23 protein-coding genes and 1 pseudogene are annotated in these 25,678 nt (G+C 70.7%); 22 read left to right on the top strand and 2 right to left on the bottom strand.

Going from position 1 to position 25,678, the window contains the following annotated elements; genetic code table 11:
• Positions 1 to 127: 127 nt before the first annotated feature.
• Together ACIRFL_RS31085 and ACIRFL_RS31090 are read right to left on the bottom strand one after the other, a co-directional pair.
• The gene (locus ACIRFL_RS31085; RefSeq protein WP_404034877.1) at positions 128 to 1,576 is read right to left on the bottom strand and encodes a hypothetical protein; all 1,449 of its coding nucleotides are present in this window, start codon (positions 1,574 to 1,576) and stop codon (positions 128 to 130) included.
• Positions 1,573 to 3,006 (bottom strand): hypothetical protein, encoded by a 1,434-nt coding sequence (locus ACIRFL_RS31090; protein ID WP_404034879.1) that lies wholly within the window; start codon positions 3,004 to 3,006, stop codon positions 1,573 to 1,575. Before ACIRFL_RS31090 ends, ACIRFL_RS31085 begins: the two co-directional genes overlap by 4 nt.
• A 707-nt stretch (positions 3,007 to 3,713) precedes the next feature.
• Here ACIRFL_RS31090 and ACIRFL_RS31095 point away from each other — a divergent pair.
• The 22 genes and pseudogenes from ACIRFL_RS31095 to ACIRFL_RS31200 all read left to right on the top strand — a co-directional run bounded on the left by ACIRFL_RS31095 (position 3,714) and on the right by ACIRFL_RS31200 (position 25,675).
• The gene (locus tag ACIRFL_RS31095; protein ID WP_404034881.1) at positions 3,714 to 4,646 is read left to right on the top strand and encodes a conjugal transfer protein; all 933 of its coding nucleotides are present in this window, start codon (positions 3,714 to 3,716) and stop codon (positions 4,644 to 4,646) included.
• A complete protein-coding gene (locus ACIRFL_RS31100; protein ID WP_404034883.1) occupies positions 4,643 to 4,984 on the top strand; it encodes a hypothetical protein in 342 nt (113 codons plus the stop codon). Before ACIRFL_RS31095 ends, ACIRFL_RS31100 begins: the two co-directional genes overlap by 4 nt.
• Positions 4,981 to 5,562 carry a hypothetical protein gene (locus ACIRFL_RS31105; RefSeq protein WP_404034885.1) on the top strand — a complete coding sequence of 194 codons (582 nt, stop codon included), beginning with the start codon at positions 4,981 to 4,983 and terminating at the stop codon, positions 5,560 to 5,562. Before ACIRFL_RS31100 ends, ACIRFL_RS31105 begins: the two co-directional genes overlap by 4 nt.
• Positions 5,559 to 8,249 carry an ATP-binding protein gene (locus ACIRFL_RS31110; protein ID WP_404034887.1) on the top strand — a complete coding sequence of 897 codons (2,691 nt, stop codon included), beginning with the start codon at positions 5,559 to 5,561 and terminating at the stop codon, positions 8,247 to 8,249. Before ACIRFL_RS31105 ends, ACIRFL_RS31110 begins: the two co-directional genes overlap by 4 nt.
• Complete coding sequence (locus ACIRFL_RS31115; protein ID WP_404034889.1) at positions 8,249 to 8,599, top strand: hypothetical protein; 351 nt, start codon at positions 8,249 to 8,251, stop codon at positions 8,597 to 8,599. The genes ACIRFL_RS31110 and ACIRFL_RS31115 overlap by 1 nt, the downstream gene beginning before the upstream one ends.
• A 1-nt stretch (position 8,600) precedes the next feature.
• The gene (locus ACIRFL_RS31120; RefSeq protein ID WP_404034891.1) at positions 8,601 to 11,336 is read left to right on the top strand and encodes a hypothetical protein; all 2,736 of its coding nucleotides are present in this window, start codon (positions 8,601 to 8,603) and stop codon (positions 11,334 to 11,336) included.
• 41 nt (positions 11,337 to 11,377) lie between these two features.
• Positions 11,378 to 12,484, top strand: a complete 1,107-nt coding sequence (locus ACIRFL_RS31125) for a C40 family peptidase (protein ID WP_404034893.1) — start codon at positions 11,378 to 11,380, stop codon at positions 12,482 to 12,484.
• Positions 12,481 to 13,125, top strand: a complete 645-nt coding sequence (locus ACIRFL_RS31130) for a hypothetical protein (protein ID WP_404034895.1) — start codon at positions 12,481 to 12,483, stop codon at positions 13,123 to 13,125. The genes ACIRFL_RS31125 and ACIRFL_RS31130 overlap by 4 nt, the downstream gene beginning before the upstream one ends.
• Positions 13,101 to 15,731: an ATP/GTP-binding protein gene (locus ACIRFL_RS31135; RefSeq protein ID WP_404034897.1), complete on the top strand. Its 2,631-nt coding sequence runs from the start codon at positions 13,101 to 13,103 to the stop codon at positions 15,729 to 15,731. The genes ACIRFL_RS31130 and ACIRFL_RS31135 overlap by 25 nt, the downstream gene beginning before the upstream one ends.
• The gene (locus ACIRFL_RS31140; RefSeq protein ID WP_404034899.1) at positions 15,722 to 16,636 is read left to right on the top strand and encodes a replication-relaxation family protein; all 915 of its coding nucleotides are present in this window, start codon (positions 15,722 to 15,724) and stop codon (positions 16,634 to 16,636) included. The genes ACIRFL_RS31135 and ACIRFL_RS31140 overlap by 10 nt, the downstream gene beginning before the upstream one ends.
• Positions 16,637 to 16,887: 251 nt before the next feature.
• Positions 16,888 to 17,016: a hypothetical protein gene (locus ACIRFL_RS31145; protein ID WP_404034901.1), complete on the top strand. Its 129-nt coding sequence runs from the start codon at positions 16,888 to 16,890 to the stop codon at positions 17,014 to 17,016.
• Between the two features lie 89 nt (positions 17,017 to 17,105).
• A complete protein-coding gene (locus ACIRFL_RS31150; RefSeq protein WP_404034903.1) occupies positions 17,106 to 17,684 on the top strand; it encodes a hypothetical protein in 579 nt (192 codons plus the stop codon).
• 8 nt (positions 17,685 to 17,692) lie between these two features.
• Positions 17,693 to 18,205: pseudogene (locus ACIRFL_RS31155) on the top strand (OmpA family protein); the annotation flags it as partial.
• A gap of 358 nt (positions 18,206 to 18,563) precedes the next feature.
• A complete protein-coding gene (locus tag ACIRFL_RS31160) occupies positions 18,564 to 19,166 on the top strand; it encodes a hypothetical protein (protein WP_404034905.1) in 603 nt (200 codons plus the stop codon).
• The gene (locus tag ACIRFL_RS31165; RefSeq protein ID WP_404034907.1) at positions 19,160 to 20,041 is read left to right on the top strand and encodes an ATP/GTP-binding protein; all 882 of its coding nucleotides are present in this window, start codon (positions 19,160 to 19,162) and stop codon (positions 20,039 to 20,041) included. Before ACIRFL_RS31160 ends, ACIRFL_RS31165 begins: the two co-directional genes overlap by 7 nt.
• A gap of 87 nt (positions 20,042 to 20,128) precedes the next feature.
• A complete protein-coding gene (locus ACIRFL_RS31170; RefSeq protein ID WP_404034909.1) occupies positions 20,129 to 20,761 on the top strand; it encodes an SAF domain-containing protein in 633 nt (210 codons plus the stop codon).
• The gene (locus tag ACIRFL_RS31175) at positions 20,761 to 21,588 is read left to right on the top strand and encodes a hypothetical protein (RefSeq protein ID WP_404034911.1); all 828 of its coding nucleotides are present in this window, start codon (positions 20,761 to 20,763) and stop codon (positions 21,586 to 21,588) included. The genes ACIRFL_RS31170 and ACIRFL_RS31175 overlap by 1 nt, the downstream gene beginning before the upstream one ends.
• Entirely contained in the window at positions 21,578 to 23,065 is a 1,488-nt protein-coding gene (locus ACIRFL_RS31180) for a CpaF family protein (RefSeq protein ID WP_404034913.1), read from the top strand. Before ACIRFL_RS31175 ends, ACIRFL_RS31180 begins: the two co-directional genes overlap by 11 nt.
• Positions 23,062 to 24,015: a type II secretion system F family protein gene (locus ACIRFL_RS31185; protein ID WP_404034915.1), complete on the top strand. Its 954-nt coding sequence runs from the start codon at positions 23,062 to 23,064 to the stop codon at positions 24,013 to 24,015. The genes ACIRFL_RS31180 and ACIRFL_RS31185 overlap by 4 nt, the downstream gene beginning before the upstream one ends.
• A complete protein-coding gene (locus ACIRFL_RS31190) occupies positions 24,012 to 24,896 on the top strand; it encodes a type II secretion system F family protein (protein ID WP_404034917.1) in 885 nt (294 codons plus the stop codon). Before ACIRFL_RS31185 ends, ACIRFL_RS31190 begins: the two co-directional genes overlap by 4 nt.
• Positions 24,897 to 24,938: 42 nt before the next feature.
• A complete protein-coding gene (locus tag ACIRFL_RS31195; RefSeq protein WP_404034941.1) occupies positions 24,939 to 25,259 on the top strand; it encodes a hypothetical protein in 321 nt (106 codons plus the stop codon).
• On the top strand, positions 25,256 to 25,675 hold the full coding sequence (locus ACIRFL_RS31200) for a TadE/TadG family type IV pilus assembly protein (protein ID WP_404034919.1): 420 nt from the start codon (positions 25,256 to 25,258) through the stop codon (positions 25,673 to 25,675). The genes ACIRFL_RS31195 and ACIRFL_RS31200 overlap by 4 nt, the downstream gene beginning before the upstream one ends.
• Positions 25,676 to 25,678: the final 3 nt, after the last annotated feature.

Below are 25,678 nucleotides of genomic sequence, written 5' to 3' on the forward strand. Positions count from 1 at the left end.
GGTCAGGTGGGCCGCCCTCACGGCGGCTGATGAGCCGATGCAGCATGCGCCGCAGTTCTGCCCAGACGGCTCGCGATTCGTATCCGAACATGTCCGCTCCCCCTCACTGCGGCCGGGCTCATCGCCCTCAGGCGCGCCGCTCCACCAGCGGGGGCAGGAGGCTGTCCCCCGGCCAGAAGGGCTGCTCGGTCGCAATGCCGGTGAGGAACACGCCGACGTCGTCCAGGACCGTGGCGCGCTCCGAAGACCCGTAGACAACGAAGTCGTCGGCCGCGGCGTCATAGGCGCGGACGTGGCTGTGGGGCCCCGTGCAGACGAGGGCACGCGCGATCTCGGGCAGGCCGAGGCTGAGGGCATCGCAGTCCCCGGAGCGGACGAGCTGCAGCAGGTCGGTGGTGACGCTCTCCCAGTCGCCGACAGTTGGCCAGTCGGCGCCGCCGTTCAGTTCGTGGGTGAGGGTGGCCAGCGGGATGATCTCGCCCGGCTGCCTTCCCCGGGTGAGGAGGTCGTGGATGCGGGCGCCGTCGGGCTGGGGCACCTGCGGGTGGAGCAGCGAGTCGGCGGCCACCACGGTGGTGTTGATCTCCTGGGTTCCGGGGCCGGGGTAGTACGGCTCGTGTGCGAAGAGGAGATAGACATGCGGGGTGCGGTCGGCCGAACCGGATTCGGGCCGTGGCATGAGCACGGTTCCTTTCGGCGGTGATGGGGCGGTCATGGGGCGATGTGTCGACGGCCGGATGCTCGGTGAGTGCGGGCCGGGGAGCCGCTCAAGGTCGCGGGTCTGGTCCTCGTCGGCGGTGGCGGCCTCGTGGGCGGTGCGATGGATGATCTGGGCGACCTGGTGGGCGAGTTGCAGCATCAGCCGCTCGCGGGCGATGAGGCCGTCTGAAACGGCGCGGGTGTCCCGGGCCTGGAGCAGACTGGCGGCGTCCCACAGCAGGTTGTGGCCGATCTCGGCCGAGCGGCGTAGTTCGTAGCGGTCGCTGCCGGCGGCGGCCTGGACGAGCGAGGTGTGCAGGGCGGCGAGGCGCTGCAGGTAGCGGCAGGCATCGTCGCCTTCGACGATGTGGACATGTTCGCGAGCCCGGCTGTCCAGCCGGTCGGGCAGGTGTTCGGCGAGCAGTGGGGCGAGAAGCATCGTCGGCAGGGCGACGTCGACGGGGACTGCGTGGCTCATGGCGAACAGGCCGGCGACCAGACTGACGAGCGCGACGGCCGCGGTGGAGAACCGCAGGGACCCGGGGATCCTGTCCGGGGCGATGCGCTGTGCGGGGCGCCTGGTCAGCCAGCGCAGAGCAAGGCGCTGCGTACGCGTCGCGCCGGGAGTGAGCACCGCGATCCGATGGGGGATCTCGGGCGGGCTGCCGTCGCCGGGGACGGTCCAGGCGAGCCAGCCCCATGGGGTGCGCTCGTGGACGAGCACCAGTTCGCGGGCGTCCGAGCAGGTGTGGTCGCGGACGTGGCCGGTCCGCAGGGCACGGGAGCGTTCTCTGTCCCACCACCGCGGGTCGCGGGTGAAGGGGCGCTCGTGGTGCGCGGGCGCGGTCGGCGATGGTGTGTGGAGCGTGGCTGTCACGGGCTGATTCCTTCCAGGTAGTGGTCTGTCAGGGCGGAGGCGCACGTGGTGCATTGGCCGTCGCCGTCGGGGTGGGCGCGCCGCGGTGTGGGACCGGGGCAGGTGCGGCAGAGCGGCCAGCCGAGGCAGGCCGGGCAGAGGTCCTCGCCGGGGGCGGTTCCGGGAACGCCGCAGCCGGCGCATTCGGTCAGGGCCCGGTAGGTCAGGGCCTCGCTCACCGTGCGCGCGGCGGCGGAGCCGGTCATCGGCTTGGGCGGCGGGGTATCCCACGCGGGTGCGTCATGGTGGTCGGCCGCGAGGGTGGGCGGCGGGTAGGCCTGGGCGGCGCGCAGGCGGGCAGCGCCGACCGTAGTCCGTACCGGATGGGGCAGGGGCCTGGCGGCGATGACGTGCCTCAGCTGATCGCGGCTCCAGCCGGATTCCAGCATCACGGTCACGACGCGGCCTTGGTCGGTCAGCGCCTGCCCGGTCAGCAGCAGCTCTGGGCGGGCTGCCCCGAGTTCGAGCAGCAGCCGGATCCCCCGGTGCATCTCGTCCGCCGCGGGCGCGGCCGGCGGGGACGTCGGTGTGTCCGGCCGGTCCGTCCATCCCGGTGTGCGCGACGCGTCGCCGCGGCACGGACGGAGGGGTCTGGTGTTCTGCTTGTTGGTCTTCTTTCTGTTGGTGTTCTTAGTGGACCGATCAGCCAACGTAGGTTTATCCACTGGTGGAAAACCCGACTCTGGTTGTGACCTGCTGCTTTGCAGAGCGGGCAGGTCGGTGAGGAAATACGCCGCCGCGCCGAGGGTGCCGTCTGGGCCGCGCTCGCGTTCCCGCACCAGGAAGCCGTGCTTCTCCAGCTCCTTCAGCCCGCTCTTGACGGCTGATTCACCGTCGCGGCCACGGCGGGCGATGTCGGAGACGGTCATCCGCCAGCCGTCCCGGTGCGTGGAGAGCAGTCCGAACAGGCCCTTGGCCTTGAAGGACAACTGGGGGTCGCGGAAGAGCTGGTTGGCGATCTGGGTGAACTGATCGGCCGCCATCACGCCCCGGCGGATCCCCGCCGGGAGGCCGCCGGCATGCTCGGCCTCGGGGGCCGTGACCATCACGTCGGCTTCGATCAGCGCGATGTCCAAGGTGGCCGGTCGGTCGGTGATGCAGTAGACGATCTCGCCGAGGGTGCCGTCCGGGCGGCGCAGGCGTTCACGGATCAGGTAGCCATGCGCCTCGAGCTCCTGCAGGCCGGTGCGTACCGCTTCCCGTCCGTCCGGGCCCAGGCGGACGAGGTCGGTGACCGTCACCTGCCAGCCGTTCCTGTGCGTTGAGACGTACCCGAAGATGCCCTTGGCTTTGAACGACAGCCCGGAGTCACGGAACAGCGCATTGGCGATCTGGGTGAACTGATCGGCCACCATGGCACCCCGGCGGATCCCCGCCCCGAAGCGGCTCACCGCCCTGCCTCCGACGCCTGCCGAGCGCAGTGGCCACGGCGGCAGACCGAGCCCGCCGAGATGGGGCGGTCGGTAGTCCTGGGCGTGGAGGCGTGCGTGTGTTCCATGGCGTCAGCTCACCCGCCGACCCCAACCAGGCTGACGGCCACGAGCCCCGACCATCGGTCACGATCCGGCAACGGAGCCGTCTAGCAGCCGTGGTCGGGCTCATGGTCGGGCCGACCACGGCTCCTTCAGCCCGGGCGCTCAGTGATTGCGCAGCCGACTGCGCCGCCCCGGACTGGCGTTGCGCAATCGGGCTGCGCAACCGGCCTGGGGATCCTGCGCAGTCGAGTTGTGGTGGGGTCGCTGCGCAGTCCGGCCGAGCTTCCTGATCTTCTCTTGCGCAGGTCCGTATCGCGCACTGCGCAGGCGTCTGTCACGGCCCCGCTGGCTTCCGTCTGCGCATCGGTGTCCGGGCCCTGTGGCCGGGCGGCACGTGATCGCACTCCCGTCTCCGGTCCGGGCAACACGCGCCGGACGCGATGGCCTGCCGCCAGATCGCGGCAGACCCATGGTCGGGGTCATGGTCGGCCCGACCATGACCCCGACCATGGACTTCGTGTCCCCATCGTGACCATGGTCGGGGGTTCGTGGTCGGTGGTCGGGTCGAGGTCGCCGGGTTTTCTCGAGGTCAGCAACATCCGTTCTGACCTGGGAGTTTGACCATGTCCCCTGGTAAGCAGGCCTCACAGAGCGAGGCCGCTGCTCCGATGGCGGCCGGCGCCCGGCTGGAGGCGATGCGCCGCCGCGTACGCCTCTCACGCGTGGCGGTCTGGACCGTCATCGCGGCCGGCCCCATCGCCCTCGCCGTCGCCGTCGCCTCCACCCCGACCACGGTCGCGGCGGCCCCCGCGACCAAGCCCACCGCCGTGCGCACCGTGGCATCCGCCACCGACCCGGGCGGCTATGCGCAGGTGTTCATCGGCGCGTGGCTGCGCAGCGACGCGAACGACGAGACGAGTGCGCAGGCGCGGCTTGCGCAGTCGATGGCTCCGGACGTCGAACTGCCCGCCCCGGCCGCCGATACGCAATCGGCTCCTCGGTTGGTGACGGCGGTGCGCAGTGCGCAGCGCGGCACCGGCGCGTGGACGGTGACGGTGGCTGCGCAAAACGCCAACGGCTCGGTGCGGTACTACGCCGTGCCGGTGGCAGCCGACAGCACGGGCTCCTCGTTCACGGTCACCGGTGCGCCCGGTGTGGTGGCCGGCCCGGCCCGGGCCGAGGTGCCGAAGTCGTCGTACGCCGTGACCGTCCCGGAGGGGGATCTGTCGTCCGCCGTCGGCGAGTTCCTCACCGCCTACCTGACGGGTGCCGGCGAGGTCGACCGCTACCTCGCGCCCGGCGTGAAGCTCACCGCTGTCTCCCCCGCCCCTTACACGGCGGTCGCCGTCCAGCAGGTGTCCGCCATCGAGGAGGCCGCGGCCGCCGAGCAGGTACCGGCGGACGGCACGAAAGTGCGGATCCTCGCCTCGGTGGAAGCCCGGGACGCGAACGGCCGGTGGCCGCTGGCGTACGAGCTCACGCTCAAGGCCCGCTCAGGCCGGTGGGAAGTCGCCGCGCTGGAGTCCGGGACTGCCCGGGACGGGGGTGCCCGATGAACACCGTGCACAGCCTGATGCTCGCCGGGCAGCTGGACGACCTCGGCAACTCGTGGATCAACATGTTCAAGGAGTGGGCGACGAAGGGGCTGCAGGCCGGTCTGATCTGCCTCGTCGTCGTCATCATGATCCAGAAGTTCAGCCTCAAAGCAGGGATCGGCGCCCTGCTCCTGATGGTGATCGCGCTCGGTCTGTACAACTCGCGCAACGACCTGGCGAACATGTTCACCGACGAGGTGAAGAACCCGTCGAAGGGCGCGCCCGCTGTTCCTGGGGTCGTCCGGTCCGAACTCCCGGTCTCTCGTGACCACTCGCCGGGCGTCGGGGGTTGGCTGTGAGCGCGACAGCCGCGGCACGGGTGGGCCGCTTTTACACCTCCGCCCGCCGCCATCCGTGGGTGCTGGGCAAGGTCGCGGACTGGAAGATCCCGCTCGGCCCGTACACGCCCGCGCAGATCGCGGTCGCTGTCGGCGGCGGCTTTCTCCTGATCAAGACCATCGGCTGGTGGTCGTGGATGGGGCCGGTCCCCATCGTCGCGTGGGTCTTGGTCATCTGGATGGTGCGCCGGCCGAAGATCCGGGGCCGTGCCCCGATGCAGGCCGCTTTGGGCTGGGTGCTGCTCGGCTGGCAGCCCCGCGGAGGGCGGATCGGCGGGCGGGCCGCCCGCGACCGTGCTCCCCACCCGCTGCTCGGCGGCTTCACCATCGAGGACACGCCCGCGCCCGCCCCCGCTGCGCAGCCGGCGCCCTCCCCTGCGGTTGGGCGGCGTCCAGCCCGGGCGCCGCACCCGAGGCCGGCCACAGACCGCTCGTCCGCACCCCGCCGCACACAGCCGGTTACTCCCCCGGTCGCAGCGGGGCCGGTGTCGGGTGTGCAGCAGCTGCTCGCGCTCGCCCAGCAGGGGGGTGCGCGGTGAGGGTTCCGATCCGTCACATCGCCGGGCACCTGGTGTGGTCGGTCCAGGGCAGCGTGTGGGCCGTCTACCGCCTGCACCCAGGCCCGGATGCGCAGGGTCGCCGTGAGGAGACCGTCCAGGGCACCTACGTGCCCGCGGCCGTCCGCGACGAACAGCTGGCAAAGATTACGCACTTGGTGCGCTCGCTGTCTGGGGCCCCGCGCCTGTACGGCCTGTGCGCGCAGGTCGACCCGGGTGAGATCGCCCTCAGGATGATCGAGGGCATCGAACCGGCCGAGCAGGCACCAGGTGCAGGCCGGCACCCGTGGGTGGAGAACGTCGAGGCAACGTTGGATCTGCTGGACGACCAGGAGATGCACCGCCGCACCCTGTGGCTGGCCGTGCCCCTGCAGACCGAGACCGCGGGCCTTCAGGTGTCGGCGTCCCTCGGTGCGGCGTGGGCCGAGGTCGCGCCGATGCTGGGCATGCGCCCGGCGCCAGTGGCCCGGCGCGAGGTGAGCGCCTACCGCGAGCATGCCTCCCGGGTGGAGGCTGCGCTCGCCGGCGGCATCGCCTTCCGCCCGGCCCGCCCGGCGGAGATCGTGTGGATGATCCAGCACGCCCTCCACCGCGGCCTCGCGGAGCCGCTGCTGGCTGAGGCCGAGACCAGCGAGATGTACGGCGGGCAGCTCCGTGACGGGGTGCTGCGCTCCCCCAGTTACGCCGACCTCGGCCAGGTGCGCCTGCAGGAAGGCGGCATCGACCCCGACCTCGACGACGTCGACGAGCTCAGGAGCGCGGGCCGGATCACGCGGTCGGGCCGCAAGGCGTGGTGGCGGGTGAACACCGGCTCGCCGCTCGGGCGGCGCTGGCTGCAGGTCGAGTCCGACACCGGGGTGGGCTACCAGGCTCAGTTGGCGCTGGCCGAGTGTCCGCCCGCGGTCAGCCAGGATGCCGCGGATCTGTTCGCCCAGCTGGAAACCCTCGACTTTCCCGTCGACTACACCGTCGACCTGACGCTCGTGCCCGCAGAGAAGGCGCGGGATCAGGTGCGGCGCAAGAAGAACGAACTCATCGACCAGGCCGACCAGTACGACGCCCGCCCCACCGGCATGCCCGCGTCCCTGACCGAGGCCGCCCGCGACCTGGGCGAGCTGGATGCCCGTCTCTCCCGCACCAGCGTGGAGGTCGAGGTGCAGTCCGTCACCGTGCTGACGGTGTGGGGGCCGACCGCCGCCGTCTGCGACGCCCGGGCCCGTGCCCTGGCCGCGCTGCTCGGCGGCGCCGACTACCGGGCTGTGCGCCCGGCCGGACTGCAGGAGGCCCTGTTCACCCTGGGGCTGCCCGGCACCGTACGGCCGGGTGTCGTGCGGGAGTTCACTCAACATCAGGTCTCCGAAGACTGGGCGCTGGGTGGGGCCTTCACCGCTGCGGAGGTCGGCGACCCCAATGGGATGTTCCTGGGCATCGACCTGGACTGCGGCACCACTCGCCCCGTCATGATCAACGTGGCGGATGCGCCCAAGGTCGATGCGTCCGCCTCCATGGGCATCGTCGGGGACCTCGGGGCGGGCAAGAGCGTCCTGCAGAAGCTGATCGCGGAGGCGGTGTGGGCGCGCGGCGGCTGCGCGATCTGCATCGACCGCACCCCCGTACGCGAGTGGGCGACCTTCGCGCGCACCGCCGCCAAGGGACGTGTCCAGATCATTGACGCCGCGCAGGCCGAGGTGTCCATCGACCCGCTGCGGATGTTCGACGGCCCGGAGGGTCGCCATTACGCCCTGTCCTATCTCACCCTGCAGCTCGGCATCGGCCCGATGAGCACCAATGGCGAGATCCTCCACCACGCCGTCGAGCAGGCCGCCCTCAGTGACGCGCCGTCCATGCACCGTGTCCTTGAGGTCCTCGAGGAGATGGCCACGCGCGAGGTAGGCAAGCGGCAGGACGCGGCTGCCACCCTTGCCGGCCTCATCCGGATCGTTGCCACCAACTCCCTGGCGCGGATGGTTTTCGACCCGACGCTGCCGCCGGTGCGGCTGGACGCGTCCAGCGCCTCCGACATGATCGTGATCACGACGACCGGTCTGAAGCTGCCGCCGAAGGCGGCGTTCGACAAGCCGGAGGTCCTGCACCAGCAGCCGCTGGAGGCGCTGATCGGCCGGGCGGTGCTCTACCTGATCGCCGCGATCGCCCGGCAGACGGCTTTCGAGGACCCCGAGCGGTTCACCGCGGTGGTGTTGGACGAGTTGTACTGGCTGACCTCGTCCACCGAGGGCACGGCCTTGGTCCACGAGATCCTCCACGACGGCCGCAAGCACGGCGCCGGCTTGGTGGCGGGCTCGCACGACGCCGAGGAACTTGGCCCCGACCGCGGTCTGATGGCCTACCGGGCGCTGGCCCGCACCGCCGACCGTGAACGCGCGCGTCGTGGCCTGGAGTTCGTCGGTCTCGACCCGAACGACGGCGAACTGCTGCGGCTGGTGACCACCGGCCTGTCCCCCGTCGGCCAGAAGGGCCGGGAGGGCGAGTTCCTGCTGACCTGCCCGCGGCAGAACACCGGCCGCATCAAGGTCTCCATCCCGCTCATCGAGCGCATCACCACCTCCATCACCACCACGCCAGGACGCCGCACGAGCGCTGCCTCCGCCTCCGTGCCGGAGCCGCCCGCTGGTGACGCCGTGGAGACCCGTCCGAAGGAAACCGTCTGATGACCACTTTGTCGTGGGACCGCTCGCGGCGTGTTGCCGCCGCCGTGAGCGTCCTCACCGTGATCGCCGTCGTCGTCGCCGCGGTCGTGCTCGCCCTCGGGGTGGGCGTGCCGGAAGCGTGGTGGCCGCACACCGGGCAGGCCTTCGCCGCCGACGCCGCGCACCAAGATCCCTGCGCCCTGATCGTGGGCCCGGCCAAGGCGTACTGCGAGCGCGGCGCCGCGAGCTCCGCCGCCGGCGTTCATCGGGACGTGGCCGGCGCGGCGTGGAGGCTGGGGACCGCCGGTGCAGGTGTGGGTGCTCTCGTGGTGTGGCGGCTGCGCGGCGCCGCTGGGCAAAGGCGGCGCTGACGTGTTCCGTCCAGACCGCGCGACCCTGCGTTCCGCCGGCTTCGTCGTGCTGCTCACCGGCGTATTCCTCATGGTGAACACCCAGGTCGTCTACGCGGCCGGCAGTAACAGCGAGACCGGAGACCTGCTCGCCCCGCTGAACATCTACTCCTCCGAGGGTGTGCCGATCGACGGGTACGACCTCAACGCCGAGGGCGGCTCCATCGTCGCCTTCAAGACCCAGGCCCTGTCCTTCGCCCTTTCGGGGTTGTTCACGCTGATCCGGCTGCTGGTCGGGCTGGCCGGGTGGGCGATCGAGGTGGCTTTCCGGTTCCCGCTGCTGAAGCTCCTCACCCGCCCGGCGCAGAAGGTCGCCGACACCTACGACACGGTGGTCGTCGACACGCTCGGACTGAAGGGGCTGTTGCTGGCTTGGGCTTTCGTTTTCGCGGGGTTCATGATCGTGCGTGGCCGGGTCGGCCGCGGTCTGGGCGAAATCTTCCTCACCCTGCTCATCGGGGCGATTGCTGCCTCGGCTCTCATCCGCCCCGACACCCTGCTCGGTCCGGACGGACCGCTGGGGCAGTCCCAGCAGGTGGCTGCCGAGGTCGCCCAGCAGAGCGTCAACTCCTACGACTGGGGCGGCAAGATCGCCAGCTATGACCCGTGCGCGGGCATGGCCGGCAATGCCGAGATCAAGTGCGAGGAGCAGCAGGGCGAAGGACCGGTCTCCTCAACAGAGGTGGCCAGGCCCATCCAGGATTCGATCACCAACGCCCTGATCGTCAAGCCGTACATGCTCCTTCAGTACGGGCGCATCCTCGACCCCGCCAAGGATTCCGACCGCAAGGCCTACGCCGTCCATCTGAAATGGATCACCGGTGGGTACATGCCCAGCTCGACCCCGTCGGACAAGGCGAAGGATGCCTGCAGCCTGATCCACGGGCCGGGCAAGAAGTACTGCGAACGCGGCGTCGACGACAAGCCGCCCAGCACCGACGACCTCCCCTCGCTCACACCCGGCGGCGAACTCCTCGACGCCTCCAATGCGATCGTCACCGACGAGGACCAGGCGTTCGCCGCGTTCCTCTCGGACATGAAGAAGGCCGGCCCGGTCGGCAAGTCGTGCGCGGCCTACGCCGAGAAGCCCACGTGGTGGCGGGTCGGCGGTGCCTTCCTGCTGCTGATCGCCGCGCTGTTCATCTGCGGCATGCTGCTTTCCAGCGCGATCGTTCTGCTCGGCGCCCAGGGTGTGTGCGCGGCCGCGGCGGCCGTCGGCGGCGTCACCTTCGTCGCGGGCATGCTGCCCGGGCCCGCGCGCCAGTCGGTGTGGAAGTGGCTGTCCCTGTGGGGGATCGCGGTCCTGGCCGTGGTCGGGATCTGCGCGTTCATTCCCTTCTTCGGGATCGCGATCGACGCGACCATCACCAACGGCCCCGACCTGATGGTCGAGCGGATCCTCCTCATCGACGTCCTCGCCATCGCCGGAGCGGCCGGACACCGCAGACTGCTGACCGGCATCACCTCCTTCGGCCGGCGCATGGCCATGCGGATGCGCTACGCCAAGGTGGGCGGCACCCACATGCCCGGCGACACCTCCGAGCTCGGCGCTGCCCTCGCCATGAACTCCCCTGGCGTGATGGGCGGATACGGCGGCGGGCTGCGCGCCTTCGCCGGCGGTAGGGGCGGCCGGTTCGGGATGCTCGGCACCCGCCAAAGGCTGATGGGGGCGCTCACCTCGTTCTTCGACGGCGCGGGCATGCCGGTGGACACAGGCGGAATCCTCGCCGATGCCACGGCCGAAGCCGGACGGGGTCTGGCCCCGCTCACCGCGGCGGCCGCCGTGGGCGGGCTGGGCGCACGGCTCGGCGCCAAGGGCGCGCACTGGCTGCTCATCGGGCGTCGGCCGGATAAGGAGCAGTTGGCCAAGTGGCGCAAGCCCACCGCCGACGGCGACCCGGGTGCGGGCGGCCCGTCGGACGGCGGCGACGACGGCGGTTCAGGCGGCACAGGGCCGCGGAGGCCCTCGGGCCCTCCCGACCGCTACCGCAATGAGCAGGGCCAGGTCGTCGACCGGAACTCCGGCCAGGTGCTGCACGACCAGAACGCCGACCGCACCCTGCTGTCGACACGGGCGCACAACCGGCTGGTCCGCTTCCGTGGCTACCGCATCCTGCACCGCGGGGGCCGGGCTGCGTACGGGGCAACCGTCGGCCTGCCGGCCAACGTCCGCCGGGCCCGGACGGGCGGCTCGCGCTACTCCGAAGACGCCCGCCAGCAGGTGCGGGTGTGGGGCAACACGGTTCGCGAGGACGGCCGGGCCTGGGCTGAAACGGGCCGTCACGTGTCCCGGGTCGTGCGGGATCACACGGACGACAGAGGGGGGACGGGTCCCTTCGTCAGCCGCCGCCTGCCGACCCGTCCATCACCGGCACCGGCACCGGTGCCGCGTCCGGCCGGCTCTGGTTCCCCGGGCCGTGCACGACCGTCCTCACCGCGGCCCGCTGCGCCTGCTGCCGGGGCCAGCACCCAGCCGACCCCGCCGCCGACGTCCCCGACCCGGCTCGGAGGCGGTGCGCCCCAGCGTCCGGCACCGGACCGGTCCGGGCCGGTCTTCCCCGGAGGAGGCGGCGCGCGCAGCAGCACCCGTGACGAGGCGCGAGCCCGCTTCCAGGAGCTGATGCGGCGCACCGCGTCCGACGCCGAGCGTCGTCGCCAGGAGCGGGCCCGGCAGCCGGAGGACGGTGAGGGCGGGTGAGGCCGTCCCGGCGCCGGATGGCGCGGTGGGGGTGTGTGGTGATGCTGTTGCTGTTCGCTGCCGTGTGCTGCGCAGCACCGGTAGGCAACGCGATCAGCGTGTACGTCGCGCTGAAGACGGGCCAGCAGGATGACGGCGGGATCGCCGAAGGCGGCAGTGCCGCGGACATCCCGCCGCGGATGCTGACCGCCTACAAGAAGGCTGTCCAGCAGGTCGGGAAGTACGTGCCGAAGTGCCAGGGCATGCGCTGGCCGATCCTCGCCGGGATCGCGAAGGTCGAGTCCAACCACGCGGTGGGCAGGAACATCGCCGCAGGCGGCGACATCCGGCCGAAGATCTACGGGGTTCTCCTCAACGGCTCCGGCCAGGGCGGCAACACCACCGCCTTCCCCGACACCGACAACGGCAAGTGGGACGGCACCTCTCAAGGTGAGCGAGCTGTAGGTCCCTTCCAGTTCCTGCCTTCCACGTGGGAGTCGATCGGCAAGGACGCAGGCGGCGACAAGATCGCCGACCCGCACAACGCCGATGACGCCGCGCTCGGCGCCGCGATCTACCTGTGTGGGGGCGGCCGTGACCTGACCCAGCGCGCCCAGCTGAAGTCCGCGATCCTGCAGTACAACCACTCGAGCGAGTACGTCGCCAACGTGCTGGGCTGGATCGTCCAGTACACGGCGGCCGCCAAGGACCCGGATCTGAAGAACGTCTCGGGGAAGGTCCGCACCGTCATCGAGGCGGCGCTCTCCCAGCGAGGGGTGCCGTACTCCTGGGGAGGCGGCAACGCGAGCGGCAAGTCGTACGGCATCTGCTGCTCCCCCAGCGGCAAGAGCGGCGCGAACATCAAGGGCTTCGACTGCTCGGGCCTGACCGTGTACGCGTACGCCAAGGTCGGCATCAGCCTTCCGCGCACTGCGGCCGCGCAGTCCGGCGTCGGCCAGCGCATCCCCGCCAGCCTCGGCACCGGCGCCCTCAAGCCGGGCGACCTGGTCTTCTACGCCTACGCCCCCGGACGCGATTCCACGATCTACCACGTTGGGATCTTCCTCGGCAGCGGTCAAATGATCAACGCCGCTCGCCCTGGCGCGGTCGTCCGGCTGGACTCGGTCAACGCCATGTCCGGCTTCGCGGGGGGAGCGCGGCTGCTGTGACCGCCACCCCACGCTCACCGCGTCTGCTGCTGCTGAGCACCGCCCTGCTCGCCGTCGCCGGCATCGCCCTGCTGGGCATGCCGCACGGTCAGCAGCCACCTGCTCCGGCGACATCGCCGACCGCGCAGGCGACCGCGGATCCGTCATCTGCGCTCTCCGCTCTGGGGCGGAAGCCGGCCGTGGCCACGGCTCCCTCCACGACACCCGCGGGATCGACACCGTCGGTCGTTGAGTCCGCTCTGCCGCCGCATGGCGAGGGCGTGGCCGGCGACCGGGCCATCCAGCGGTCGCTGGAGGCGGCGTGGCCCGCCGACCTTCCCGCCCCGGACGAGCGGGAGTTGCTCACCGCCGGGCGCGCGTTGCTGCGCGCGGACGCCACCGGAGTCGGCCGCGGGCAGTGGCCCACGGTCTTCCCCGACTCCGGCCAGGAGCTCGCCCCGGCCTTCGCCACCGCGCGCTTCCGCATCCAGGCCGCAATCGCCCGCCGCGACGGCAGCCCCACCAAGGCGGTGGTCCATCTGGTATGGGCCGGCATGGACCGCGGCGGCACCTTCACTGACCTCCGCATCACCGACTGGCACTTCACCCGAACAACTGCGACGAAGGGAGCAGTGTCGTGGACTCCGCAGCCCCGTACCTGACGAACCAAGCCGATGACACGGCCGCTGGTCAGGTACTCGGCCTGGTCACCAGCCTGGTCGACGCCGCCGACTGGCTCTACGACCACTGGTACCTGTTCGCCCTGGCCATCGCCGTGGTCTGGGGCGTAGGCGAGATGGTGGTACGCCGACTCGCGGCCAAGGCTTCCGCCGAGCGGATGGCCTTGGAGCTCGTCTCCAACCGGCACTTCGACCCGAGCCTGGAGGAGATCTTCCGGCGCGGTGTCCAGCTCGCCCGCGCGTCCACGGCCATGCCCTGGTGGGCGCCCCGCAGGGCGAAGACCGTGCAGATTCGGCTGCGCGCGGACGGCAGTGCGCCGTTGCGCTACCGCATCGAAGGCCCGGCGGGCGGTGAACGGCTGCTGTCCATCACCCCGTTCGGACCGGACATCACCGTCAACCGGGGCCGGCGGATCGTCGACGAGCCCCGCACACACACCGTGCGTGCCGAGTTCATCCTGCGGGGCAAGCTCACCTCCCCGCTGCGCGTGGTGCCGCTCAACCCCGACCCGCTCCAGCCGCTGGTCGACGCCGTGGCCGATCTGCGCGCCGAGCTCGGCGACCTCGCCGAGATCCGGCTCGACATCCAGCGCGCCCCGAAGTGGGCACTGCGGGCGCGCCGTCTGCAGCTGATGAGCGCCGCACGCCGGAGTGAACGTAGGGAGTCCCAGCGGGCCGCGCACTGGCTGCGGCAGGACGCCAGTGGCATCGAGGACTCCTTGGGCTTTCAGCTGCAGCAGCTCCTCAGTGACAACCCTGGCTCGGGCAACAGCCGGCGGCTGGTGATGCCGCCGGTCCCGCGCCGGGTGGAGCCGGCCGAGGCGCTGGGCAAGCTCGCCGAGGACGACCACCTTGTCCGGGTCCAGTTGCTGGTGATGTGCGCCTCGAACACCGAGGGGCGCGCCCAGGCGAGGCTCGCCCAGCTCCAGGCCGCGTTCGATGTGTTCGGCGGCCGCTCCCGGTGGGCCATGCGCGGTTGGCGGCTGGGCCCGTGGCGGTTCGGCGCCGATCACTGGCCCACCCGGCGCGGCTTCGAGCGCCGCTGGAATCTGGGGCACTGCCAGCCTCCCCGTGCGAACTGGGTCCGGTTGGATGAGCTGACCGGGCTGCTCAAGCCCCCCACCATGAACTGTCGCCTGCCGGTGCTCGCCGGGGACCTGCCGACCTTCGCCTTCGGCGAGTCCGAGTTGCTGCTGCAGGGCATCTACCGGGGCCCGGACGGCCGGGAGCGGCTGGTCGCCACCTACGCCGAGGAGACCCTGTTCGAGGTCGGGGTCGGCAAGGCCGGCGGCGGCAAGACCGAACGAGCGCTGGCGCAGGCGATCGGCTGGGCGCACGCGGGCGGCGGGCTGATCTTCGTCGACCCGCACCGCGACTCCTGGCCGCGCGCCCTGCCGTTCCTGGCGCACGACACCCTGATGTCGCGGATCGCATTGGTCGACCTCAACGGGCTCGGACCGAACCCGCGGGTGAGTTCGTGGAATCCGCTCGCCATGCACCAGGGCCAGACGGCGCACGAGGTCGTCGAGGCGATCGCCGACGCCTACGCCTCCGCACTGGCCTGGGACGACGCGACGGCACCGCGCGCGCTCACCATCCTCACGGCCGCGCTCACCGTCCTGGTTGCCGTCAACGAGGCGGCCTGCCAGGCGGGCCGGCCCGAGGACCAGGCAACGATCTTCCACGTACGGGCCCTGCTCACCGACGCGGCATTCCGCAAGGCAGCCCTCGCGACGGTGGCGGGCCGGCTGGATGAGGAGACCCGCGCGTGGTGGCAGTCGGTGTTCCCGACCCTGCCGCCCGACGCGTTCGCCGTGGTCCTCAACCCGATCGCCCAGCTGGCCGCCAACCCGGTCACCCGCGCGTTCCTCGGCCAGCCCGTCGGCGTCTACAACATCCGCGCGGCGATGGACTCCAAGATGATCGTGTGGGTGTGCCCGGGCGGCAACGGGCCTACCGACCGGCTCCTGACCGCGCTGCTCGCCCGCGATCTGCTGCGGGCCGCCCGCTCCCGCCGGGACACCCCCGAGGTGAAGCGGGTGCCGTTCCGCCCGTACTTCGACGAGCTCATCACGCTGACCGGCGCGGCCCCGGAGACCATCGCCGCGATGTTCGAGGATCTGCGCAAGTACCGGTGCCACATCCACGGCATGACCCAGCTGCTGGCCCGCCTCCCGGCCGCGGTGCGGCTGTCCCTGGTGCAGAACGCGTCCACGCTGGCCACCACCGCCGGGTCGAAGTCGGCGGTGGCACCGATCACCGCGGAGTGGGGCGACAACCCCAGCCCCGAGCGGGTCGCCACCATGGACCGGTTCGAGCACTACGTCTCCATGAACGTGCACGGGCGGCGCATCGGGCCCATCCAGCTGCGCGGGCCCCATCTCGATGACGTCTTCGCCGCCCAGGCCCGCCCGCGGGAGGTGCCCGCGCTGGAGCGGGCCGCCCAGGCCAACGCCGGAGCCCTCCCGCTGGACCAGCTCACCGACCGCGCCGCGAAGCAGCTCGGCCGCGTCACCGCCTTCCTCGCCGCGCACTCCCCTGCCGGCGCCGCCGCTGTCCACCTGTCGAAGGAAAACGAATGGAAATGACCGCTGCACAGCCGAAGGACCGTACGGCGGCGGGCTTCACGCCCAGCCCCGTGGAGTCCCTCGCGCATCAGCTCCTGGCCACGCTCGCCCAGCACCGCATGGCCTCCACCGGCCAGCTGCACGTCCTGCTGCGTCCCGACCGCTCCCGCCAGTCGGTTTCGGAGCGGCTGAACGATCTGCTCGACGAGCGCCTGGTCGACTTCGCGGTGCTGCCCCAGTCCCATCGCACCCGGGTCTGGTACCTCACGCCGAAGGGCGCCCGCCTCACGAGGGACTGGCCAGCGCTGCGGGGCCGCCCGCCGTATCCGATCACCACGGCGACGGCCGCCTCGCTGAAGACCCCCCACACCCTGACCGTTGTGCGCACGCACCTGGCGTTCGTCGCCGATGCCCGCCGCCGCGGTGACGAGCACGGACACCTGGACTGGACCCCCGAGGTGTTCCACGCGATCGGTGACGGAGAGAAGGTCGTGGCCGACGCGGTCATGCACTACACCCTCATCGACGGCCAGCAACGGCGGAAGCTCAGGGCGTTCGTCGAGGTCGACCGCGCCACCATGGGGGCTGAGCGGCTGGCCGCGAAACTGATCGAGTACGCCCGTCTGTGGGCGTACGAGCCGCAGCCCGTCGGCCGGCGCCGGCAGGCGGGCGGGCCCGGATGGCTGCGCTGGTACCCGGTGTTCCCGCGGGTTCTCTTCGTGCTGACCGGCGCCGGACGGCAGGCGATGGACAACCGGATCAGCGACCTCAAGGCCATGGTCGCCCACCATCCGCTCGTGGCTGAGATGGCCCGCGAGGTGCCGCTGGGAGCAGCTGTCCTCGAAGACATCGAAGAGCACGGGGCCACCGATGACGTGTGGGAGCCGCTGGCTGGCGGCAAGCCCCGTCCCTGGACCGAGCTGTGACACCGCATCAGTCGCGGGCGGCCGAATGTCGCAGGCTTGCAACTGCTCCGGAAACCACTTGAGCTTTGCTCGCGCGAACCAGTAATTTACTGCTGCACGGCAGGGTGTCGACTCAAAAACACCTTGCTTGCACGGACATTAGGGGATGTCAGATGACACAGACGACTGGCGCGATTCGCAGCAACGAAGGATGCGAGGCGGAAGTGTGGCCCCTGCGGACGCGGGCCGTCTCGCACATCGGGAGCGCTTACGTGCTCGAGGGAACCGGCGACTTCGACCTGGACGACCTGAACCTGGTCCGCGGCCGGTTCCCGGACCGGCACGTGACGCTCGACGGTGACGTGATCACCGTGTGGCCCACACTCCCGCCCGGCCGGTGAGGACGCCCCCGCCGCCCGCCCGCCACTGGGGCCGCGACGGCCACGCGGCCCTCTCCCTTGCGGACTCCTCACCGAAAGGACGCAGTGCCATGAGCACTTGGACCACCGCGCCCCTGGGCAGGCGCCTCGCGGCGCTGGCGATCACGGCCGGGCTGATGCTGGGAGCGGCCGCCTGTTCGGACGGCAGCGAGCAGCAGGACCGCGCGCTGGCAGCCGCCTCCGACGCCGGCAGCTCCGCCCCGGGCCCGCAGGAGGTGCGGGCGGGCACACCGCTGGCTGAACTCCAAGGGCAGAACGGCCTGGCACTGACGATCACGTCTGCCGAGCGGGACCCGGCCGGCTACCTCACCGTCCGCGGTGACCTGAAGAACGACGGGGCCGAACTGACCGTCGTCCCCGCGGAGCTGCGCGGCAACGAGCTCGAGGTCCTCAGGACCGGCCCGTCGCTGGCCGGGGCCGTCGTGGACTTCGCCCGGAGCAAGCGCTACTACGTGCTGCGCGACACCGACGGACACCCCCTGACCACCACCGGTCTCTCCACGCTCAAGGCCGGGGGAAGGCGTGCGCGTCTTCATGCAGTTCCCCGCCCCTCCAGCGAGCACGACCACGGTCGGCTTCCAACTGCCGCTGTTCGACACCGCGAACATCAAGATCTCCGGATGAGGTGAGCAGCACCATGCGCCCGATCCGACCCCGCTTCACGGCCTCGCTCCTCGCCCTCACCGCCCTGGCAGCGACCTTGGGGGCGTCCTCCACCAGCGTGCAGCAGGCAGCCGCCAGTTCCCACCGGAGCCGCTCCGGCCTCGCGCTGCGCAGCGGCGCGAGGCTCGCCCCTCCGAAGATTCTCGATCTCTCCTCGGACCCGGCCGGCATCAGCCGGGTGGTCGGGGACCAGGACGGCGGCGAGCGCCGCGCGGACACGAACACGGAGGTGACGTACGAGCTCCAGGCCGAGGTGCTGTTCACCGAGGACAGTGCACGGCTGAGTGATGCGGCACGGTCCCGCATCACTGCGATCGCCCGGGAGATCGAGCAGCGGAGAGCAACACGAGTCCGCGTCTCCGGCTTCACCGACAACCTCGGCTCATCCGTGCACGGCGACGTGCTGTCCACGCAGCGCGCCGACGCCGTGCGGGCCGTCCTGGCTGCTGAACTCCACGCCGCCGCAGTCGTGTTCGAAACACGCGGGTTCGGGGAGAGGCACCCGGTCGCGTCCAACGCCACGGAGGCCGGCCAGAAGAAGAACCGGCGAGTGGAGGCACGTGACAGGAGGTTGGGACCGTCCTGCCGAGATTCGCCCGTTCGTACGCGAGCGGGACGAGCGAACACACAGAAATACAAAGCGACATTCGGTTCCGAAAGCGACCGGATACACCCGCGTTGTACGAGTGAACTCAAATATCGAGCTGGGAAGTTGACTGGCATATGCGTAATCTTGCCGCTACGCAAACGGATCACCGCAGCTGGACCAGGCCGCGGAACTGGACTGCCGTCCGTCGGCGGCTCAGGCAGCGGTCATGTCACACCGCGCCGTACGGGGAGGCATCGTGAAACGTCGCGCACACATTCCTCTTTCCGCTGTTCACTTCCGAAAGGTCGCCGCCGCCTCCATCACGCTGTGCGCTGCGCTCGCCTTGACCGCGTGCAGCTCATCCGACGGGAAGGATGGGGCGACGGACGAGTCCCCGAGCGTCACGCAGTCCCCCACGGCATCTGCCACCGCTGACCCGAAGGACACGGCGAAGAAGGAAGCGATCGCCACATATGGGGCCTACTGGCGGGAGATGGAAAAGCTCTACGCCGACCCCACCGGCAAGAGCGCGCATCTTGATCAGTACGCCGCATCCGCCGCCTTGAAGAACGCCGAGGCCGACGCCAAGCGCGCCCATGACCGCGGCCGCATCTACACCGGCAGCGTCGCCCTCACCGACCAGACGGTCACCAAGGTCGAAGCAGAGGGCAAGATCCCAAACGCGACCGTCTCCAGCTGCCTGGACATTTCCAAGTGGCAGACCGTCGACGCCGAAACCAAGAAGCCGGTGTCCCTCCCGGAAAACCGGCTGACGAAGTACTTGATCGTCAGCACCGTCGAGAAGTACCCGGGAGGGTGGCGCGTCACTAGCGATGAGCCCCAAGGGAAGTCATGTTGACACGCTGCATCGCCATCACCGCAGCAACCCTCCTGGCCGCGCTCTCCATCCCTGTCACCAGCCACGCGGAAGACGACCCCAAGGGCGACGGCGGTATCGAGTGCGGCCTGTACACCTGCCAGGTCGAGGTCGACGTTCCCGGACAGGGTGGCGGTCAAGCAGGGGGCAGCGACAGCACGGGCGGAACAGGTGGAAGCGGTTCGTCTGTCGGTGACGACGGCAATACGACGGTCTGCAAATATAAGCTCGCAGACCCGCAGCCGCCCGCCGACAGTTTGGACTGGGAAGGCCACGAACCCGGCGACGGGGCCGTGTACGAACAGACATGCGGTTGGGGTGACCTCGACGGAAACACCATCGTTCGGATGGTGTGGCTGGCTGATCCGCCCGAGCAAGTGACGGTCGACCCGGCTGTCTTGGCGCAGCGAGCAGTCGACTCGATGACGCTGCTCGGTCCGGACATCGCCAGCCCGCGTGCGGCCGGGAAGTACACGGTCGGTGTTCCGATGTGGATGTGGGTCAACCAGAGCGCCACGACCTACGGACCGAACACCGCGTCGGCCACGGCGGGCGGGGTCACCGTCACCGCGACCGCGGAGGTGTCGAAGATTGTGTGGACGATGGGCGACGGTGCCTCCGTGACCTGCACCGGCCCCGGTACCTCCTACACATCGTCCGAGGGCATGGCCCAGTCCCCGACCTGCGGACATGTGTACTCCAAGACTTCGGCCGGTGCCCAGAACAGCAAGTTCCCGGTGACCGCGACCTCAACATGGACGATCAACTGGCAGGGCGGCGGACAAGCCGGCCAGCTCACCGAGGTCCGGCAGACCAACGTGCAGGTGGCGGTCGGCGAAGTCCAGGTCGTCAGGTAAAGCCGCCGGAAGGACAGAACGGTGAGCAAGACCCAAGTAGACACAGCTCCGAACGGCGTCCCCCAGCAGGGACGTGTGGCTGGGCCCGTGGCCCCGCCCCGAGTGTCGGCCCGGAGGCGACGACCAGGTGTCATCGCCCTGTCGCTGGCGCTGATCGCCGCCGGAGGCGCCGGAGTTGCCGTCCTCCTGCTCCAGGTCGGCAACCGCACCGACGTGGTGACCGTGGTCCGCGACGTCCAGGTCGGCCAGGTCCTCACCGAGGACGACCTGGGCAAGGCGTCCGTCGCCCTGGACCCAGCCGTCAAGGCGGTGCGCTCGGACGACCTGAAGTCGGTGGTCGGCAAGCGGGCCGCTGTCGAACTCAAGCCCGGCTCCTTGCTCGCCCCCTCGCAGGTGACGAAGGACTCGCTGGTGAAGGCCGGTGAGCAGTTGGTGCCGATCGGCCTGGAGCCCAAGCAGATCCCGGCCACCGCGCTGGTGCCGGGCCAGAAGGTCGAGCTGGTGCACGTCCCGGCCCAGGGAACGACGGATACCGGCAAGACGTCCGACGCTGCTCCGCAGACCATCGACGGCCGGGTCGTGAAGGCGTCCGGCGCCGCCCCCGGTACCGGGGTCGTGGTCGTCGACGTCGCGACGTCCGCGACCGACGGTCCCACAGCCGCCGCGTGGGAGGCGGCCGGCACCCTGCGTCTGGTCCTCGCTGCTCCGGACGGCAACTGATGGCTGTCATTGCGCTCGCCGGCTGCAGTGGCGCGCCCGGCGTGACCACCAGCGCTCTCGCCCTGCTCCTGTCATGGCCGCTGGAGGCAGGCCGGCGGATGATCCTGGCCGAGTGCGACCCGGACGGCGGTGCCGTTCTGCACGGGCTGCTGCAGGGCACGCTCGGCGACCGGTACGGGCTGCGCAACCTCAGCGTCGCTGCCCGCAAGGGCGAGTTCAGCGACGCCTTCTGGCGGCAACTGATTGACCTGAGCAGCGAGGACAGCAAGAAGGAGTCACCGCGCGACCGGCTGCTGCTGCCCGGCATCACCGACCCCTCGCAGGCGGCGAGCCTCGGCCAGGTGTGGAAGATCTTGGCGCAGATGTTCCGCGGCATCGAGGCCGAGAGCGGCCACGATGTCCTCATCGACCTCGGCCGGCGAGGGGCCTACGGGCCCTCCGGGGTCCTTGCCGAGCAGGCCGACGCCACGTTCGTGGTGGTCCGCAACACCCTGCGCTGCCTGCAGGCGGCAGAGGGCCGTGTACGCGCACTCGAGGAACGCGTAGGTGACGTCAGCGTGCTGATGATCAACGAGGGCCCGTATCCCGCAGGCGAGGTGCAGCGTGTGCTGCAGGTGCCCGTGATCGCCACCCTGCCGTACGCACCGAAGGACGCCCGCGTGCTGTCCGACGGCGCCGAACAGCCACGCCACTTCACCAAGTCGCCGCTGATGAAGGCCGCCCGCACGGGCAGCACGCTGCTTCTCCAGCGGGCCGCCATGCGCCGGGCCCGCCTCGATCCAGGCAGCCTGCGCGCTGCAGGCGGGGAGGTGACGCATGCAGGCTAGGCCCCTGCACCCCGACCCCACGGTGGCACCGCTGCCCCAGCAGTGGGTGCACCAGGCCAACGGCACACCGCCACCTTCCGGCGCTGCCGCGAGTACACAGGTGCTCGGCACGGCGGTTCCTCAGATCACCGTCGCCTACCGGGTGGCCCGGGACATTGCGTCCCAGGTCGCCAGGCAGCGCGAGGAACTCCTCAAGACCAAGCCCGACATGGACCGGGACAGCGAAGAGCAGCGCTGTCTGAACTGGATCGCCGAGGCTGTTGCGCTCTGGTCCGACGCCCAGGCGATGACGCCCCAAGAGGATGAGGCGCTGCGGCGCGCCGTGTACGACCTTCTCTTTCGGGCCGGCCGGCTCCAGCCGTACCTGGACGACGAGCGGGTCGAGGACATCATCATCCAGGGCCCGCACGAGGTCTGGCTCGACTACGGCGACGGCGAACGCCGCCGGGTCGGCCCGATCGCCGACTCCGAAGAGGAACTGCTGGAGCTTCTGCGGGAATTGGCCCGGGGATCCGGGCACAGCGAGCGCACCATCTCCACCGCGAACCCCACTCTCGCCCTGTCCCTGGCCGATGGCTCCCGCCTGCAGGCCATCACCGGGCTCGGTCCGATGACGTATGCGGTCATCCGCCGGCACCGGGTCTCCCACGCGAATCTCGACGACCTGGTCCGGCTGGGGACCATCGACCCGATCCTGCGCGATTTCCTCGGCGCGTGCGTGCGCGCGGAGAAGAACATCATGATCGCGGGGAAGCAGAAGGCCGGGAAGACCACGCTGATGCGGGCGATGCTCAAGGAGTTCGCCCCGGAGTGCCGGTTTGCGACCATCCAGACTGAGGATGAGTTGTTCGCCCACGCCAACGGCTACCACAAACAGGTCGTGTCCCTGGTGGGCCGGGAGTCGAACGGGGAGAAGGACGTCACCGGGCGTGGCGCCGGCGAGGTCACGCTCCTGGACCTGATGCACCCAGCGCTGCGGATGTCGCTGGAGCGGATCGTGGTCGGCGAGGTCCGCGGGCCCGAAGTCGTCGCGATGATGCAGGCGTTGACGAACGGGTCGGGCGGCAACCTGTGCACTATTCACGCGCGGCGGCCGGACATCATCTTCGACCGGATCGCCGAGCTGTACGCGCTCGCCCAGGAGAACCTGTCCGAGCAGCTTGCATATCGGCAGACCGCCAACGGCCTGGACTTCATCGTGTACGTCGACATGACGGACGAGGCGCAGATCGGCGGTCGCCGCCACCGCTACGTCTCCCACGTCCTGGAGCTGACCGGGATCGGCGAGAACGGCCGTCCCGCCACCAATGAAATCTTCGCCCCCGGAGCTGAGTGGGGAGAGCTGCGGGCGGTGCCGAAGATGGACCCGGGCTGCATCGACGACCTGCGCCGCGTCGGCTTCGACTCCTCGCTGCTGCAGCAGCCCTACGGGGCCTGGCCGGCGCCGCTGCCGCTGAAGGTGGGGGTGAGCCGATGACCCTGTTGTTCGGGCTGCTGTGCGGCATGGCCGTCGTCGGCGGGCTGATCGGTGTCGTGGCCGGTGCCGTGGGCACCACGGCGGCGCGGCGGGCCCCGCTACTCAAGCGCTGGCAAGCGGTCTTGCGCGGCGGGAAGAGCCAGAGCGAGGACGCGCGGATGCGGCGGCGGACCCTCATGGTCGCGGCCGTCGTGGTCTTCGTAGCCGTGTGGCTGGTATCCGGGAACTTCGTCGGCGGTGCCCTGCTGGGCACGGCCGTCATCGGCGTGCCCTGGCTGATCACCCCCGCGCAGATGGCGCAGGAGCGCATCGGCCAGCTGGAGGGCTTAAGTGAGTGGACGCAGCGGCTGGCCGGCCTGCTGCGGCTGGGTATGGGCCTGGAACAGGCGATGATCACCAGCCGTCAGGGGGCGCCGGACGAACTCGCCGGGCAGATCATCAACCTCTCCGACCGGCTGCGCCTGGGCTGGCGGCCGGAAGGAGCGCTGCGCGCGTTCGCCGACGAACTCGACGACGTCACAGCCGACAAGGTGACCGCAGCGCTCATCCTGTCCGTCAACGACCGTGGCCCGGGCCTGGCTCAGGCATTGGAGGATCTGTCGGGCACCGTCCGCGAGGAGGTCGCCCGCAAGCGTGCCATCGAGGCCGACCGGGCGAAGCCGCGTACCACCGTGCGGTGGATGACCATCATCACCGTGGGGGTCGTGGTGGCCGGGTTCTTCGTGCCCAGCTATACGAAGCCGTACTCCACGCTGCTGGGCCAGCTCGTGCTGGCCTTCCTGACGGCCGGATTCGTCGGAGTGCTGGCCCTGATGCGGCAGCTGGGCTCCTTCCGCCGCATCCCCCGCTTCCTCATTCCCGACCCGACCAGCACGGTCCGGCTGCCTGCGCCCGTGCCGGAGCCGGAGCAGCCGGTCGGCGCCCGCGAGCCGGAAGGAGCCGCGTCGTGAACCTGATCCCCGTCGTTGTGACCGGCGGCACGGTCGGCGCCGGCGTCGCCTTGCTGATTAGGGAACTGCTGCAGCCGCAGCCCGCGTTGGGGCCGGCCCTGAAGCGCAGTGCCCCGGCCACGTTGACGATGCCCGGGCCGGAGCTGGACCGCGAGGAGGTGTGGGGCCGGTGGCTGCTGGCCCGCCTCGAGCGGCTCCCGGGCGTGAGGGTGCCCACGACGAACCTGGCCCTGCTCGGGCAGGGGCCGGGCCAGTTCATGCTCAAGAAGGCCGGACTCGCCGCGCTGGGCCTGCTCTGCCCCGTGATCGCGACGATCCCGTGGGTCATCGCGGGCGTCGGCCTGCCGTTCTACGTGCCCGCCGGCGTCGGGCTCATCGTCGCCGCCCTGCTGTTCATCACCCCCGACTTGGCGGTGCGGGACCAGGCCAAGCGGGCACGGGAGGAGTTCGCGCACGCCCTGTCCGCCTACCTCGACCTGGTCGCGCTCAAGCGGGCCGCCGACGCCGGCCCCGCCGAGGCCCTGGAAAAGGCGGCAGAGGTCGGCGAGGGCTGGCCGTTCCTGTATCTGCAGGGCGCACTGCGCCGGGCTCGGCTGGAGAAGATCCCGCCCTATCAGGCACTCACGGAACTCGCGGCCGAGTACGACCTGCCCGTCCTGGACGACGTCGCCGACATCATGCGCGGCAGCGCCACGGACGGCGCCGCCGTGTACAAGGCGCTGCGGGCCCGTACCGCCGCGCTGAATGCGGAACTGCTGGCTGATCAGGCAGCCGAGGCGAACGCGGCCAGCGAGAAGATGACCGCGCCGGGAGCTCTCCTGGCCGTCTTGGTGATGCTGCTGATGGCTTTTCCCGCGGTGATCCGCATGCTGACCGTCTGAAGACCACTCCGACTCGTTCAACGCTCCAGAGAGGTACGGAACATGACGCACACCGCAGCCCGCACCCGCCGTGCTGTGCTCCGGGCGACCACGCACCCGCACACCGGCCCGTACACCGCGTCCCAGGGACCGGGGCCTGTTCGTCGGGGAGCGCGTGCCTGGGCGCGCGCCAACAAGGCGGTCCTCCGGCTGACCACACGCGTGCAGGAAGGCCTTCAGGAGGCCGCCCGCCGGCCGGACCGCGGCGACATCTCCACCACGACCGTCATCATCTGGGTGGCCGCCGTCACCGGTTCCGTCCTGATCGCCGGGACCATCGCCGTCGTCATCGCCAAGTACAACGGCAAGCTCAACGGGCTGTGACCGAGCGGCTGAAGGACTGGTGGCAGGGGCGAAGATGGCGCGACGACCGCGGTGACACCAGCATCCAGATGGCGATCATCTTCCCGTTCGTGCTGCTCGCCACACTCGCCGTCATCCAGGCCTCCATGTGGTACTACGCGCGGCAGATCGCCCTGACCGCTGCCCGCGAAGGCGCCACCGCGGCCCGTGCCTACCAGTCGAGTCCGGCCGAGGGCGCGGCCCAGGCGCAGGCCGTGCTGGGGCGCACTGCGGGCGACAGCCTGAGCGGCTGCAGCGTCACGGCCAGCAGCGACGGGCAGCGTGTGCGGGTCCAGGTATCCGGCACGGCCCTGTCGATGATCCCAGGTCTGTCGGGCCTGCGGGTCACGCAGTCGGCGTCCGGCCCGGTGGAGCGCTGGACTGTCCCGGGGGAGTGAATC

Origin of the sequence: Streptomyces sp. NPDC102462 (genome assembly GCF_044765425.1) — a bacterium.
Lineage (GTDB): Bacteria > Actinomycetota > Actinomycetes > Streptomycetales > Streptomycetaceae > Streptomyces.

Excerpts from the sequence above, each read along its gene's own strand:
- ACIRFL_RS31095 (WP_404034881.1), top strand. The coding sequence starts at position 3,714 with ATGTCCCCTGGTAAGCAGGCCTCACAGAGCGAGGCCGCTGCTCCGATG.
- ACIRFL_RS31100 (WP_404034883.1), top strand. The coding sequence starts at position 4,643 with ATGAACACCGTGCACAGCCTGATGCTCGCCGGGCAGCTGGACGACCTC.
- ACIRFL_RS31115 (WP_404034889.1), top strand. The coding sequence starts at position 8,249 with ATGACCACTTTGTCGTGGGACCGCTCGCGGCGTGTTGCCGCCGCCGTG.
- ACIRFL_RS31125 (WP_404034893.1), top strand. The coding sequence starts at position 11,378 with ATGCTGTTGCTGTTCGCTGCCGTGTGCTGCGCAGCACCGGTAGGCAAC.
- ACIRFL_RS31140 (WP_404034899.1), top strand. The coding sequence starts at position 15,722 with ATGGAAATGACCGCTGCACAGCCGAAGGACCGTACGGCGGCGGGCTTC.
- ACIRFL_RS31150 (WP_404034903.1), top strand. The coding sequence starts at position 17,106 with ATGAGCACTTGGACCACCGCGCCCCTGGGCAGGCGCCTCGCGGCGCTG.
- ACIRFL_RS31165 (WP_404034907.1), top strand. The coding sequence starts at position 19,160 with ATGTTGACACGCTGCATCGCCATCACCGCAGCAACCCTCCTGGCCGCG.
- ACIRFL_RS31175 (WP_404034911.1), top strand. The coding sequence starts at position 20,761 with ATGGCTGTCATTGCGCTCGCCGGCTGCAGTGGCGCGCCCGGCGTGACC.
- ACIRFL_RS31180 (WP_404034913.1), top strand. The coding sequence starts at position 21,578 with ATGCAGGCTAGGCCCCTGCACCCCGACCCCACGGTGGCACCGCTGCCC.
- ACIRFL_RS31185 (WP_404034915.1), top strand. The coding sequence starts at position 23,062 with ATGACCCTGTTGTTCGGGCTGCTGTGCGGCATGGCCGTCGTCGGCGGG.
- ACIRFL_RS31195 (WP_404034941.1), top strand. The coding sequence starts at position 24,939 with ATGACGCACACCGCAGCCCGCACCCGCCGTGCTGTGCTCCGGGCGACC.